We start from the raw sequence: 14,986 nt of genomic DNA, 5'->3' as shown, positions 1-14,986 counted from the left end.
TTCATAATGTACGTAATTTCAAAGTTAGTGCTGATTTCTTTCTGTAGTAGTACTCGACAACAGTATCAAATTCGATTAATGTGGCTATATAGACGTCTAGATAGCTCAAGGAGAAAGTAGTGCCAATTAGGATCCCAGATAGATTGCCCGCATCTGATGTACTGAAAAACGAGAATATTTTTGTTATGCCTATGTCTCGTGCTTCTACTCAGGAAATTCGTCCTTTAAAAGTGCTAATACTGAATCTGATGCCTAAGAAGATAGAAACTGAAACTCAGTTTTTACGTTTATTATCCAATAGCCCATTGCAGATAGACGTTGAGTTATTACGTATTGATGATAGGCCAAGTAAGAATACGCCTAGTGAGCATTTAGATGATTTTTATCGTCAGTTTAATACTGTAAAAGAAAAAAATTATGATGGATTAATAATAACTGGTGCACCGCTTGGATTAGTACAATTTGAGGATGTTATTTATTGGGAGCATCTAGAAACTATTATGACTTGGGCAACCGAGCATGTCACCTCTACACTATTTGTTTGTTGGGCTGCACAGGCTGGGTTAAAGTTACTATATGACTTACCTAAAAAAACCCGTAAAGAGAAGCTTTCCGGTGTCTATACCCATCAAATACAACAGAAATATCACCCAGTTTTAAGGGGCTTTGATGATACTTTTTTAGCTCCTCATTCTCGTTATGCTGATTTTTCTCCTGAGTATTTAGATTCACATACAGATTTAGATATTCTTGCCACGTCAGATATTGCAGGTGTTTATCTTGCAGCGACAAAAGACAAGCGCAATGTGTTTGTAACCGGTCATCCTGAGTATGAATCTCATACGTTGCACAATGAATATATACGCGATTTAGCAGAAGGAATGGATCCGGCTATCCCCGTTAATTATTATCCAAACGATAATCCAGATAATGTACCGATTGCAAGTTGGCGAAGTCATGGCCATTTGTTGTTTTCAAATTGGTTGAATTATTGTGTTTATCAACAAACCCCTTATGACCTCGAGCATTTTTCAGAAGAATACTTCACTAAAGATGATTGAAATTAAGGGATGCTAACTTAGCATCCCTTAATTATTAGTCTTGAGGTTCACTCTTTTTTGCTTTATTGATCATCGATGTGATAGTCGAACCCTGAATAAGTATCGAGAATACGACGACGGAGTAGGTCATTACCAAGATAATTTCACGTACATCAATATTCTTATTAGGCACAACCAAAATTCCAGCAGGAACCGCCATCGCCATTGCAAGCGCTAAACCTCCGCGTAATCCACCCCACGTCAAAATTCTAACTGACCAAGGGTTATAACTTCTAAAACGATTAAATAGCGTGTAAGACAAAGCAACACTCGTGTAACGACAAGCAAGAACTAATGGGATAGATATAACCATTAAAATCCAATCTTCAGAATGAAATTCAAAAGTTACCATTGATAAACCAATTAACAAAAATAACAGGCCATTTAAAAATTCGTCTATCAACTCCCAAAAATGGTCAAGGTGGTGCTCGCTCTCTTTTGAAAAACCTTTTAGTCTGGTCCAGTTGCCGATCATTATTCCCGCTATCACCATGGCTAAAGGACCTGATACATGAATAACGTCGGAAAATACATAACCAGCAGTCGGTATTCCAAGAGTCAATAACAGTTCCATAGAATGGTCATCAGTAGAACTAATTAAGTAATGGAATAGTAAGCCAAGTGCGGCTCCATAAATAATTCCCCCTATTGCTTCATGTAAAAATAATAATGTTACAGATCCTACGGTTGGGGTTTCGTTGCCAAAAGCGATGGTAAAAAGTGTTACAAAAATAACCAAACCGAATCCGTCATTAAAAAGTGACTCTCCCTCTATTTGAGTAGATATTCTTTTAGGAGCGTTGAGTTTTTTTACTATAGCAAGAACAGCAATTGGGTCAGTTGGAGAAATGAGAGCACCAAATAATAGACAGTAAACTAAGGCAAACTCCACACCAACTAGCCAGTTAATGACTGCGAATAACATAAAGCCAATCAAAAATGTAGAGACTAATGTTGCACCTAACGCGAGCAGGGTAATTTCCCATTTTTGGTCTTTCATATTATTAAGGTTTATACCCAAGCCTCCGGCAAAAAGTAAAAAGCCTAATACCCCTTTTAATAGAAAATCTTCAAAATTAATACTATCGATGGTCTCTATCGCTAAATTATTTAGATCAAACCAGCCGTTTTGCCCTGCAATAATCATAAGTAATGATAGAACCAACGCGCCTGCGGTAATTGCTATCGTAGTTTGAAGCTTGCCAAATTTCGAGTTGATAAACGCGATCATCATTGCAGCAGCAGCTAAAAAGCACAGTGTGTTGTAGACACTCATTAAATCGTTCCAATTTTTGTATTCGATAGGTGAATTCTCGTTCTAAAAGACAACTTTATCAACATAGATAATAAAAAATTGTTTTAAAGGCCGATGGTTAACCAAAATCCTATTTTAGTTCTTTTTAGACGTCTAGATTTCTACTCGTTCTGTGATAGGATGTCTGCAAAGTTAAAAATATTGAGGCTTAAACGTGTCTGGAAGTAATTTACGAGAAACAATAGAACAACAACTAAAACAGCGAATATTACTCATTGATGGTGGCATGGGCACCATGATTCAAAACCATAAACTCGAGGAAAAAGATTATCGAGGAGAGCGTTTTGCAGATTGGCATTCAGATTTAAAAGGTAATAATGACCTTTTAGTTTTAACTCAGCCTGAATTGATCGCAGATATTCATCGTGATTATCTAGAAGCGGGTGCAGATATCCTAGAGACCAATACGTTCAATGCGACCAGTATTGCTATGGCCGATTATGATATGCAAAGCTTGAGTGGAGAAATTAATTTCACCGCTGCTAAATTAGCAAAAGCAGCTGCGGACGAATGGAGTGCAAAAACGCCAGAGAAACCTCGCTATGTTGCAGGGGTGTTAGGTCCGACTAACCGTACCTGTTCTATTTCTCCTGATGTTAATGATCCTGGTTTTCGTAATGTTGATTTTGACGAATTGGTTGAAGCGTATTCAGAATCAACCAAAGCACTTATCAAAGGTGGCGTTGATTTAATACTGATTGAAACTATTTTTGATACCCTAAATGCTAAAGCCTGTGCATTTGCTGTAGAAGGTGTATTTGAAGAATTAGGTATATCGCTACCAATAATGATATCTGGAACCATTACTGATGCATCAGGGAGAACATTATCAGGTCAAACGACTGAAGCGTTTTACAATTCTCTACGCCATGTAAAGCCAATTTCATTTGGTTTAAACTGTGCGTTAGGCCCAGATGAACTAAGGCAATATGTTGTCGAAATGTCACGTATTTCAGAGTCATTTGTTTCTGTTCATCCTAATGCAGGTTTACCCAATGCTTTTGGTGAATATGATCTCTCTCCTGAAGATATGGCTGAGCATATTTCAGAATGGGCACAAAGCGGTTACGTTAATTTAGTTGGTGGCTGTTGTGGTACAACACCAGAACATATTCGCCAAATGTCACTAGCTGTACAAGATGTTCCACCGCGTGTATTACCAGATATTCCTATAGCCTGTCGTCTTTCTGGTTTAGAGCCAGTAACTATTGATAAAGATTCACTATTTATTAACGTGGGTGAGCGAACCAATGTAACTGGTTCGGCACGATTTAAACGCTTGATCAGAGAAGAATTGTACGATGAAGCCTTAGAAGTAGCTCGGCAGCAAGTTGAAAACGGCGCTCAAATTATCGATATTAATATGGATGAAGGAATGCTGGATTCCGAAGCGTGTATGGTGCGTTTTTTAAATCTATGTGCAACTGAACCTGAAATTTCAAAAGTACCAATTATGGTCGATTCTTCTAAATGGGAAGTGATAGAGGCAGGCTTGAAATGCATCCAGGGTAAAGGCATTGTAAACTCTATCTCGTTAAAAGAAGGTAAGGAAAAGTTTGTTCAGCAAGCAAAACTAGTTCGTCGTTATGGAGCCGCTGTCATTGTTATGGCTTTCGATGAAGTCGGACAAGCAGATACACGAGAGCGTAAACTCGAAATATGTACAGAAGCTTATCGAATTCTAGTTGATGAAGTTGGTTTCCCGCCTGAAGATATTATCTTTGATCCTAATATTTTTGCTGTTGCCACCGGTATCGATGAGCACAATAATTATGCCGTTGACTTTATCAATGCCGTTGCTGATATTAAACGTGACCTTCCTCATGCGATGATATCGGGTGGGGTTTCTAATGTATCGTTTTCATTCCGAGGCAATAACTATGTGCGTGAAGCTATACATGCCGTCTTTCTTTATCACTGTTTTAAGAATGGCATGGACATGGGTATTGTTAACGCTGGTCAGCTGGAAATATATGATAATGTCCCAGAGAAACTGCGCGAAGCAGTTGAAGACGTGGTACTAAATAGAACCGATAAAGGTACTGAAAATCTGTTAGAAATAGCAGATGAATATAGAGAAAACGCGGTCGGTAAAGAAGATGATGCTTCTGCATTAGAGTGGCGTAGTTGGCCGGTAGAAAAAAGACTAGAGCACGCGTTAGTGAAAGGTATCACCGAATTTATTGTAGACGATACTGAAGAAGCGAGAATGAATACTGAGAAACCTCTGCACGTTATTGAAGGTCCGTTGATGGACGGGATGAATGTAGTAGGTGACTTGTTTGGTGAAGGTAAGATGTTCTTACCTCAAGTCGTTAAGTCTGCACGTGTTATGAAGCAAGCCGTTGCTCACCTTGAACCCTATATCAATGCGTCAAAACAAGTGGGCAGCACTAACGGAAAAATCTTACTTGCTACAGTAAAGGGTGATGTTCACGATATAGGTAAAAATATTGTAGGGGTGGTTCTACAGTGTAATAACTACGAGATCATTGATTTAGGTGTAATGGTTTCTTGCGAGCAAATACTTAAAGTCGCTAAAGAAGAAAAGGTCGATATTATTGGCCTATCAGGATTGATCACACCTTCACTTGATGAAATGGTACATGTCGCTAAGGAAATGGAACGGCAAGGATTTGACCTTCCTCTTCTGATTGGTGGTGCAACTACATCGAAAGCTCATACAGCGGTTAAGATAGAGCAAAATTATAGTTGCCCAGTGGTTTACGTTAATAATGCTTCTCGTGCAGTGGGTGTGTGTTCTTCGTTATTATCTGATGAGCTTCGACCTGCATTTGTTGAAAAACTTCAACAAGACTACGTAACCGTTCGTGAGCAACATGCCCGTAAAAAACCAAGAACGAAGCCAGTTTCTTTACAAAGAGCAAGAGATAACAAGGTTAATATTGATTGGCAAGCTTACACTCCACCCGTACCAGCTAAATTAGGTGTTCATGTTTTTGAAGATTTTGATGTGGCAACTTTAAGAGATTATATTGATTGGACGCCTTTCTTTATGACTTGGACGCTGATGGGTAAATATCCTAAAATTTTCGAACATGAAGAGGTAGGCGAAGAAGCGAAACGGTTATTCAATGATGCCAATGCTTGGTTGGATAAAATTGAACGTGAAGGTTTGCTTAAAGCCAGCGGTATTTGTGCGCTATTGCCTGCAGCCAGTATTGGAGATGATATTGAAGTTTATACTGATGAATCTCGGACTAAAGTAGCAAAAGTCCTTCATAATTTACGCCAACAGACAGAAAAACCGAAAGGCTTTAATTATTGTTTAAGCGATTACATTGCACCTAAATCCAGTGGTAAAAAAGATTGGATTGGTGGTTTTGCTGTTACCGGTGGTATAGGTGAAAGAGAGCTTGCCGATAAGTACAAAGCCGCAGGCGATGATTACAACGCTATCATGGTTCAAGCGGTCGCCGACCGTTTAGCTGAAGCGTTTGCTGAATATTTACATCAAAAAGTGCGTACAGAAATTTGGGGGTATGCGCCAGATGAAAATTTATCAAATGAAGATCTTATCCGAGAAAAATACCAAGGAATCAGACCTGCACCTGGTTATCCTGCTTGTCCTGAGCATACTGAAAAAGGCTCACTGTGGGAGCTTCTTGATGTAGAGGAAAAAATTGGTATGTCGTTGACTTCAAGTTACGCTATGTGGCCGGGTGCGTCAGTTTCAGGTTGGTATTTTTCTCACCCTGATTCTAGATTTTTTGCTATTGCTCAGATACAACAGGACCAAGTAGAAGATTACGCAGAGAGAAAAGGCTGGGATGTGTTAGAAGCAGAAAAATGGTTAGGTCCAAATATAGACTAAGTTCTTATTTAAACCAGTGCAATGAGAACGAAAAGGCTTAGTGTTAGAACTAAGCCTTTTTTTAAGATTATCTCACTAGAAATAAAGTTGTACTTGACCTCATTTCATAATACACCTCGGTATGAGGCTATTATTTTAAAAACTTACCGCTAACATTCAAAAAGTTCTTGGTGTAATTTTTGAATGACTTTTCTAGAGTCATTTGAATGAACTAAAAAACATAAATTGTGTGGGCTTGCACCATAGCAAATCATGCGCAAGTTAAACTCTTCTAACGTACCAAATACTTTTTTTGCATAGCCTTTACATTGGCTCATATTATTGCCAATGAGAGCAACCAAGCATAAGTTTTGCTCAACCTCTACCACACAAAGTTGTTCCAATTCTTTTCTTACTTCTGCCGGTAGTTCAGGCGCACCACCAGAGGTATTGGTTTGATCAAGTGTTAGTGAAACACTCACTTCTGATGTAGTAATGAGATCGACAGAAATTTTGTATTTGGCTAAAATTTTAAAGACCTCAGCCAAAAAACCATAAGCATGAAACATATTTGGGCTACGCAGCGTAACCATTGTTTGATTACTGCGCAATGCTAAAGCTCTAAATAGAGGGGAACTCTCTACCTCTTGCCGAATCCAAGTTCCGCCTTTTTCTGGAGCTTTTGATGAGCCAACAAATACAGGGATGCCATGACGAAGAGCGGGCACTAAAGTGGAAGGGTGTAGAATTTTGGCACCAAAGTTTGCCATTTCAGAGGCTTCACTAAAACTAATTTCAGCGATAGGTGAGGCTTTTTCAGCAATTCTAGGATCGGTTGTATAAATTCCAGGAACATCGGTCCAAATTTCGAGGCCTTTAGCCGCTACTGCCTCTGCGATAAGTGCAGCGCTATAGTCACTTCCACCTCGACCAAATGTTGTGGTATTTCCTTCTTTATCTGCACCGATAAAGCCTTGAGTGACGACAACATGATTTTGACACAAAGGGACGAGTTTTTCTTTAGCGAGCTCTGAAATAGTGCCTAGTTCTGGTTCTGCTTTACCAAAAAAACTATCGGTTCTCATTATTTCGCGAATGTTAAATCGAACAGCATTTACTCCTCGTTCAACTAATATTTGAGTGAGTATGTGGGTCGACATACGCTCACCATACGCGACCATGTGATCGGTAAGCTTATCGCTGCTTTGAAACGAGGCCGCTTCTGCTGCTGACGCGACACTTTTTAATAATGAGGCGACGGCTTGTTTGGTTTTATCTGGGTCAGCAAGTTGATCTGTAATGGCATAATGAATTACTTCAAGTTGTTTGATAATAGTTTGGCGACGTTGATCGTCTTGAACACCATTAGCAAGCTCTACTAATAAATTGGTTACACCAGAACAAGCACTACTAACGAGGAGTTTGGTTTTTGGATTATTCTCGATAATTTCGGCACAACGACTCATGGCTTCGAAGTTGGCAACACTTGTTCCACCAAATTTTGCTACATTGAATGCGCTCACGGCATTTCTCCCTGTATATGGTCAAATTAACAGTTTGTTTTTGTTATATTGAAGAGAGATTTCTAGAGCAGAGGAAAAGCATTAATTATCTATGCGGACCTCAGAAGCTCTTCACCAAAAGAAATTTGGTGACAATTGGTAGGATTCAGCCTACTCAACCGACGAATATTCACACTCAATGAATCTTCATCTCGGCATTGCTCCCCCTGATTGCTTTGTACTGGAGTTGAGGCTCCACAAAGCAGCTGCCTGGGCAATGCTCCTCTTCTGTTATAAAGTAAAATATTGTTCTAAATGGCAATATCGTTTTACATCGCTATAAAATGATATCTCTAAGTTCTAGCACCAGAAACTAGAGGTTTTTATTGAACGATTTTGTTATGAAAAAGTCAATTGTTAAAATAGATAATTATACCGAACGCACGACCTTTTTATGTTTTAAGCTAAAAAGAGCACGTAACTTTTATTTGTCGATGTTTATCGTATCTTGTTCCGTTTTCGTTGGTTTTATGATCGGTTCAATATCTAACATTGAAAAATCATTATTTGGGAAAAGAAAACTTGCTTCCGAACGGATTTGCTCAGCCTTACTTATTTCTCCCAAGCCTAAATAAGCAAGAATTAAATGTCGATAGTACTTTTCTTTTGGGGCATTTTTAATCGCGATAACAGACCAGTTAATATACTGGGTAATTAAATCTTCGTCTTTATTGACTAGACCTTGTTTAAGTAAATTACTGCGTAATTGCCAATTAAATTCAATTGTCTCAGAGAAGGGAACCATCACTTGTGAGAGTATAGCGGTATCTTTTGGATATGACTTGTCGAATCGATACAAAGTAAAATTAGCTTGTAATGCTAATCCCATACAAGTCGTGGTCACTAAAGGTACAATCAACGCAACATTTTTAAGAGCAATACTGCTGATAGTTGAAAATGAAACGATTCGATATTTGGATGTTCTTTGATCCACCCAATAAAGCAGAATAATCAATATAAGCCAGTGAATTGCTGATAAGTAAAAAGGCATTCCTATCTGGCTATGAATAATGATTGGAATGAATAAACTGAATATAGCTAATCGAGTTCCTTTCCGGGCCGAATAGATTTTAAATAACACCATAGCGGAAGAAAAAATAAGACCGAGTATAGGAATAATTCCACCCTCAATTCCCCAGTAGAGAATTTCATTTTGTGGATGTTGTAGAGGGCCGTATCCTGCTGGGTAATTAGGATTTAATTGATGTTGTCTCGCTGTATATAATGCATATGCCGTTTCAATTTGACCATAGCCATAACCTGTAAAGGGTTTTTCAACAAGCATATCAATAGTTTGTGGGAATAACATCGTTTTGGATATTTCTGGTGTGTCCGAATTGGATATTGAACCTCCAATTGTGGAAAATAAAATTAATCCTAATCCAGCACCAGCAACAGATAACGCTACCCAACCAGCTAATCTTTGCGGAGTAGAAAATCGATATAAATAAACAACTACAAAGAGAAAACCAATAGCGGCTCCAATCCATTCCAATCCTTGGCTAAGTAAAAACAGCTGTGGCACTGTGAAAATAGGTAAGACATATAGAAACAGAGTGCGACTGATTCTTTGACCATACTTTCTTTGTTGTCTTGCTAACAGATAACCAGACAGAATGACACCCGTTGATAGGAAACTCACCATAACACTGGATTGTTGGAAAACACCAAATGGAAGTTGAGTGAAATCGTTGTAACCAATAATGTCTTTTGGCAATAAACTAAATAACTGCAAATAACTCAATATAGTTTGCATTGCTGTTGCAATAACAATAAACCAAAGTAACCGTTGCTTGTGCTGATTACTTAAAAGGAACTGCTGAAGTATTAAGAAAAAAAACCATCCAGACCAAACAGCTATTAATCGAGGGAGGAAACTGGTCCAGTCATTATGTAAAGGATAAAAAATCGGTATTGTGAGAAAAATACAAGTAATAAAAAGAACGATGGAAAGTTTTGAATAACGTACTTGTCGAGTTTTTGCCATATGGAACAAACCAATAGCAATAACATAACTCAGTGACAACCAAGTACTAATATTAAAAGGAAGAGCTAAGCCTGCGCCACCTAAATTAGGAATATATAAGTGCATGGCTATGAGGAAGACAAAGCCAACTGAATACATGAATTTTCGGTTTAGTGGTGCTTTAGCTTTGCGTGGCGCTAATTTTGTACCACTAAGATGAATGATTGCCATTATTACATCCCTAAGTATAAAAACGAGCAAAGCTCGTTTTTATACTTTACCTTTTTTTCTTATTACAACCTAGAGAGGATTAACTTTAGCTATGTGTTTGTTGAAACAATTAAAAATTTTGCAACCCTGCTTCGAATTTAGTAAGACAAATGAGATTGCAAAATTAAGATAAGTTACCGCTATTACTATTTTTTTTTGCTTTGAGCATTGGTTTCAAGAATCTAGCAGTATGCGATCCTTTTACCTTAGCCACCTCTTCTGGTGTTCCTTCAGCTATAATTTCACCTCCACCTTGTCCACCTTCTGGCCCAAGATCAACGACCCAATCAGCCGTTTTTACTACATCTAAATTATGCTCAATAACAACTACAGTGTTGCCATGATCTCTCAACCTATGTAATACCGTCAGTAGTTGTTGTATATCGTGAAAATGTAAGCCTGTAGTAGGTTCGTCTAATATATAAAGAGTTTGACCGGTATCGCGTTTAGAGAGCTCTTTGGCAAGTTTCACTCTTTGAGCTTCTCCTCCAGACAGTGTTGTAGCCGCTTGGCCCAAACGGATATAAGACAAACCTACATCGATCAACGTTTGTAATTTTCTAGCAATAACAGGAACTGGTGCAAAATACTCTCTAGCATCCTCCACCGTCATCTGTAGAACCTCATCAATAGATTTTCCTTTGTAGCGAACTTCTAACGTTTCACGGTTATAACGCTTTCCTTTACAGATATCACACGGAACATAAACATCTGGAAGAAAATGCATTTCTACTTTTATAACACCATCCCCCTGACATGCTTCACAACGTCCTCCGCGAACATTAAAGCTAAATCGGCCTGGTTTATAACCTCTTGAACGGGCTTCTTGTGTACCTGCAAACAATTCTCGAATTGGTGTGAAAATCCCTGTGTAGGTGGCTGGGTTTGAACGAGGAGTTCGTCCTATAGGGCTCTGATTGATATCGATTACTTTATCGAAGTGTTGTAAACCATTAATTTTTTTGTAAGCAGCAGGCTCTACGGTTGTCGCACCATTTAGATAGGTTTGTGCGATTTTATAAAAGGTATCGTTAATTAAGGTAGATTTACCCGATCCAGACACACCTGTGATACAAGTAAATAAACCGACAGGCAATGAAAGGGTTACCTCTTTAAGATTGTTACCCGAAGCCCCAATAAGCTCGACTGTTTTTTTCGGATCTTTAGGCGTTCTCTTTTGAGGAATACTTATCTCTTTTACACCACTAAGGTACTGACCAGTAAGTGATTCTGGTGTATCAATAATTTGTTGCATAGTGCCTTCTGCTACTACATGACCACCATGGATGCCAGCCCCTGGGCCTATATCAATAACATGGTCTGCAGATCGCATTGCATCTTCATCATGCTCTACAACTAGTACGGTGTTGCCCAAATCTCGTAAATGAGTCAAGGTTTTCAATAAGCGTTCATTGTCTCGCTGGTGGAGTCCAATAGAAGGCTCATCGAGTACATACATTACTCCAACTAAGCCGGCACCAATTTGGCTAGCTAATCTAATTCGCTGTGCTTCTCCACCTGAAAGTGTTTCTGCACTTCTCGAAAGATTGAGATAATTAAGACCGACATTAACGAGAAAGTTTAGACGATCTCCTATCTCTTTCATGACCTTTTCAGCTATTTGTGCTTTTTGTCCGGTTAATGAGAGGTTTGAGAAAAAAGCCATTGCATCGCTAATACTCATTTCTACAATATCGGGCAAAGGTGTGTTTTCTATAAATACATTTCTAGCTTCGGTTCTTAGCCGTGTGCCATTGCAGCTGGTACATGATTTAGTTGAAATATACTTGGCTAAATCTTCCCGTACCGAGTTCGATTCAGTCTCACGATATCGCCTTTCTAATGTATTTAAGATCCCTTCAAATGGATGCCGTTTTACGCGTATATCGCCTCGGTCATTGATATATTTGAATTCAATTTCAGTTTTCCCAGATCCTTTTAAGATGGTATCTTGGATTTTTTTTGGTAAAGAATTAAAAGGCGAAAATAAGTCAAATTGGTAATGTTCAGCTAATGAATTCAACATTTGAAAATAGTAATAATTTTTCTGATCCCATCCTTTTATTGCACCTTCTGCGACACTGAGCGTATCGTCTAAAATGACTCGACTAGGATCAAAATATTGTTGTATTCCCAAACCGTCGCAAGTTGGACATGCACCTGCTGGGTTATTAAAAGAAAATAGCCTTGGCTCTAATTCTTGCATACTATAACCACAGTGTGGACAAGCAAAATTAGCTGAAAAAATAATATCTTGTTTATCTTGTTTATCCATCCAGCAAATGATGGCAATGCCACCCGATAGTTCCAAGGATGTTTCAAAAGACTCTGCTAATCTTTGCTGAAGATCATCTCTTACCTTAAAGCGGTCAACGACTACTTCGATAGTATGTTTTTTATGTAATTCCAAAGATGGTGGATCGGAAAGATCGCAAGTCTCGCCATCAATACGGGCGCGAATAAAGCCTTGTGCCGCTAAATTTTCCAAGGTTTTAGTGTGTTCGCCTTTACGCTCTTTTACTACCGGTGCAAGTAACATAAGTTTAGAGCCTTCTGGGAGTTCTAGAACTTTATCTACCATTTGGCTAACGGTTTGAGCTGTAAGTGGAACCTGATGAAGAGGGCAGCGAGGTTCGCCAACCCGAGCGTAAAGAAGACGCAAATAGTCATAAACTTCGGTAATGGTTCCGACCGTTGAACGGGGATTATGAGAAGTAGACTTTTGTTCGATAGATATCGCGGGTGATAGCCCTTCAATATGATCAACATCCGGTTTTTCCATCAAAGAGAGAAACTGCCGAGCATAAGCTGAAAGCGATTCTACGTACCGTCGTTGGCCTTCCGCATAAAGAGTATCAAATGCTAAAGAGGATTTTCCTGAACCAGATAAACCCGTGATAACGGTAAGTTTATCTCTAGGAATAATTAAATTGATGTTCTTAAGGTTATGGGTTCTCGCCCCGCGGACTTCTATCTTATCCATTATTCTGCTCGTTTTACTTGCAATTTTTCAAGTATCGCACAGTCAAAATTATCTGCAATGATTACTGTATAAAAAAACAGTTAAAGTAAATAAAGAAAATGCTGCCTAGTTGGCAGCATTTTCTTTATGGTTAGGTTACTTAGTTACTTAGTTACTTAGTTACTTAGTTACTTAGTTACTTAGTTACTTAGTTACTTAGTTACTTAGTTACTTAGTTTTTTCAGTTGTGTGTTTATCCAATTCTACTTTTTGTTCGTTTTTCTGATATTGATTTTCGTAACAATAATTGGTTGCTTCAATATAACCATCAACGCTTCCACAATCGAAACGGCGACCTTTAAATTTATAAGCTAGCACACATCCTGATTTAGCTTGTTGTAAAAGTGCATCAGTGATTTGTATTTCACCACCTTTCCCTGGATTAGTATTTTCAATGATATCAAAAATGTCTGGAGTTAAAATATAACGACCGATAATCGCTAAGTTACTTGGCTCGGTACCTGGCTCAGGTTTTTCAACCATGTCATCAACACGAAATATATCATCTTTTATCATTTCGCCAGAGATGACCCCGTACTTATGAATGTCTTCTTTTGGCACTTCTTGTACTGCAACGATTGAACAGCGGAACTGTTTATACAGGGCAACCATTTGTGACAATACCCCTTGACCTTCTTCATTAACACAAAGGTCATCAGCAAGAACGACTGCGAATGGTGCATCACCGATTAATTGTTTACCGGTTAGTATTGCATGACCAAGGCCTTTCATTTCTCGTTGTCTGATATAAGTAAAATTAGCTGATTCCATGATTCTACGAATATCACCAAGCAACTCTTCTTTATTGGTCCCATTAATTTGCTGTTCAAGCTCATAGTTTTTATCAAAGTGGTCGATTAGGGTATTTTTTCCGCGACCAGTGACAATACACATGCCATCTAACCCTGCTTCAATTGCTTCATCAACACCATATTCAATCAGAGGTTTATTGACTACTGGCATCATCTCTTTGGGCATAGATTTTGTTGCAGGTAAAAAGCGTGTACCGTAGCCAGCTGCCGGGAAAAGACATTTTTTTATCATAGATAATCCTTTACAGAATGATTTTCGTTATTATTGGTCATAGAATACCATAGCAATATGACAATTGCGTATTATTGGCTGGTACAGTCTCAATAGTTGGAAAAAATTCAGATTGAGCTTGACGACTTAAGGAAGGTATCGATGAGCCCAAGCTATCGCTTGAGTTCTATTAGAAACACTTAGCTTTTTGAAAATTTTATACAGATGAGATTTAACAGTATGTTCGCTGATAAAAAGTTCATCTGCTAGTTTGTTGTTAGATAGGCCCGAGCGTAGATACTCCAAAACAACAATTTCTCTTGGAGTGAGCTCAGTGCTGTATGGTTGATTAAAACGAACAATCAAAGATTGATAGTATTCAATTAATTGAGACGAAATATTTTTTGGCAACTGATTTTTCCCTGAAAATATAGCCTCTATTCCAGATAGAAATTGTTTATTAGATATGTCCGAGAAAAAGTATCCTTTAAGGCGACCCAATGGTATTAGTGTTGAAGTGCGTATGTTGATCGGGGCATCATAAACAATAATAAAGCACTGTTGGTTCAATCCTGTAAGCCTTTCAATTTGTTTATATAACATGACAGCGTTATTGAATTCGATAAAATACAAACAGCTTTCTTTATCTAAGGACAACTGTTCTATATCGTCACTAGTGACGACCTGATAGTTAATAGTTCGGCGTTTCTTTAAATATCTTAGAAGGCATTCAGAGTAAGTACTGGTATTTTTGACACAAATCACGTTGATGTTATTTTTCATCATGCTTTCTTTATCAAATGGAATTGTTTTTCACCTTATCTTAGCTACTCATTCTGTGTCATGGTGTATTTTTTTGAGGTGTTGATTTATGCGTATCACATTGATTTATTAAGAAAGAATTACGAGGTGTC

8 protein-coding genes and 1 riboswitch are annotated in these 14,986 nt (G+C 38.3%); of the genes, 2 read left to right on the top strand and 6 right to left on the bottom strand.

Features of this window, described 5'->3' with window-relative positions:
- Positions 1–119: 119 nt before the first annotated feature.
- Positions 120–1,061: a homoserine O-acetyltransferase MetA gene (gene metA / locus R3X26_RS16285; RefSeq protein WP_317718387.1), complete on the top strand. Its 942-nt coding sequence runs from the start codon at positions 120–122 to the stop codon at positions 1,059–1,061.
- A 34-nt stretch (positions 1,062–1,095) separates the two neighbouring features.
- On the opposite strand, the gene R3X26_RS16280 is transcribed toward metA, so the two are convergent.
- Positions 1,096–2,376: a sodium:proton antiporter gene (locus R3X26_RS16280; RefSeq protein ID WP_317718386.1), complete on the bottom strand. Its 1,281-nt coding sequence runs from the start codon at positions 2,374–2,376 to the stop codon at positions 1,096–1,098.
- Positions 2,377–2,569: 193 nt separating this feature from the next.
- Here R3X26_RS16280 and metH point away from each other — a divergent pair, with 193 nt between their 5' ends.
- Entirely contained in the window at positions 2,570–6,250 is a 3,681-nt protein-coding gene (gene metH / locus R3X26_RS16275) for a methionine synthase (RefSeq protein WP_317718385.1), read from the top strand.
- Positions 6,251–6,399: 149 nt separating this feature from the next.
- Here the strand turns inward: metH and lysC are convergent, their stop codons facing one another.
- From lysC to R3X26_RS16250, 5 genes are all read right to left on the bottom strand, one after another.
- Positions 6,400–7,752: a lysine-sensitive aspartokinase 3 gene (lysC, locus tag R3X26_RS16270; RefSeq protein ID WP_317718384.1), complete on the bottom strand. Its 1,353-nt coding sequence runs from the start codon at positions 7,750–7,752 to the stop codon at positions 6,400–6,402.
- Positions 7,753–7,848: 96 nt separating this feature from the next.
- A riboswitch (Lysine riboswitch) is annotated at positions 7,849–8,027 on the bottom strand.
- A 188-nt stretch (positions 8,028–8,215) separates the two neighbouring features.
- On the bottom strand, positions 8,216–9,988 hold the full coding sequence (locus tag R3X26_RS16265; protein WP_317718383.1) for a PglL family O-oligosaccharyltransferase: 1,773 nt from the start codon (positions 9,986–9,988) through the stop codon (positions 8,216–8,218).
- Between the two features lie 163 nt (positions 9,989–10,151).
- Positions 10,152–13,010 carry an excinuclease ABC subunit UvrA gene (gene uvrA / locus R3X26_RS16260; RefSeq protein WP_317718382.1) on the bottom strand — a complete coding sequence of 953 codons (2,859 nt, stop codon included), beginning with the start codon at positions 13,008–13,010 and terminating at the stop codon, positions 10,152–10,154.
- Between the two features lie 207 nt (positions 13,011–13,217).
- Complete coding sequence (gene galU / locus R3X26_RS16255) at positions 13,218–14,093, bottom strand: UTP--glucose-1-phosphate uridylyltransferase GalU (RefSeq protein ID WP_317718381.1); 876 nt, start codon at positions 14,091–14,093, stop codon at positions 13,218–13,220.
- Between the two features lie 126 nt (positions 14,094–14,219).
- A complete protein-coding gene (locus R3X26_RS16250) occupies positions 14,220–14,858 on the bottom strand; it encodes a response regulator transcription factor (RefSeq protein ID WP_317718380.1) in 639 nt (212 codons plus the stop codon).
- Positions 14,859–14,986 lie beyond the last annotated feature (128 nt).

Source organism: Vibrio sp. TH_r3, assembly GCF_033101115.1.
Lineage (GTDB): Bacteria > Pseudomonadota > Gammaproteobacteria > Enterobacterales > Vibrionaceae > Vibrio.
This window is presented reverse-complemented; position numbering and strand designations above follow the sequence as displayed.

What these genes read in the sequence shown, in the direction of transcription:
- R3X26_RS16280 (WP_317718386.1), bottom strand. Translation starts at nt 2,376, where the DNA reads ATGAGTGTCTACAACACACTGTGCTTTTTAGCTGCTGCTGCAATGATG.
- R3X26_RS16265 (WP_317718383.1), bottom strand. Translation starts at nt 9,988, where the DNA reads ATGGCAATCATTCATCTTAGTGGTACAAAATTAGCGCCACGCAAAGCT.
- uvrA (WP_317718382.1), bottom strand. Translation starts at nt 13,010, where the DNA reads ATGGATAAGATAGAAGTCCGCGGGGCGAGAACCCATAACCTTAAGAAC.
- galU (WP_317718381.1), bottom strand. Translation starts at nt 14,093, where the DNA reads ATGATAAAAAAATGTCTTTTCCCGGCAGCTGGCTACGGTACACGCTTT.
- R3X26_RS16250 (WP_317718380.1), bottom strand. Translation starts at nt 14,858, where the DNA reads ATGATGAAAAATAACATCAACGTGATTTGTGTCAAAAATACCAGTACT.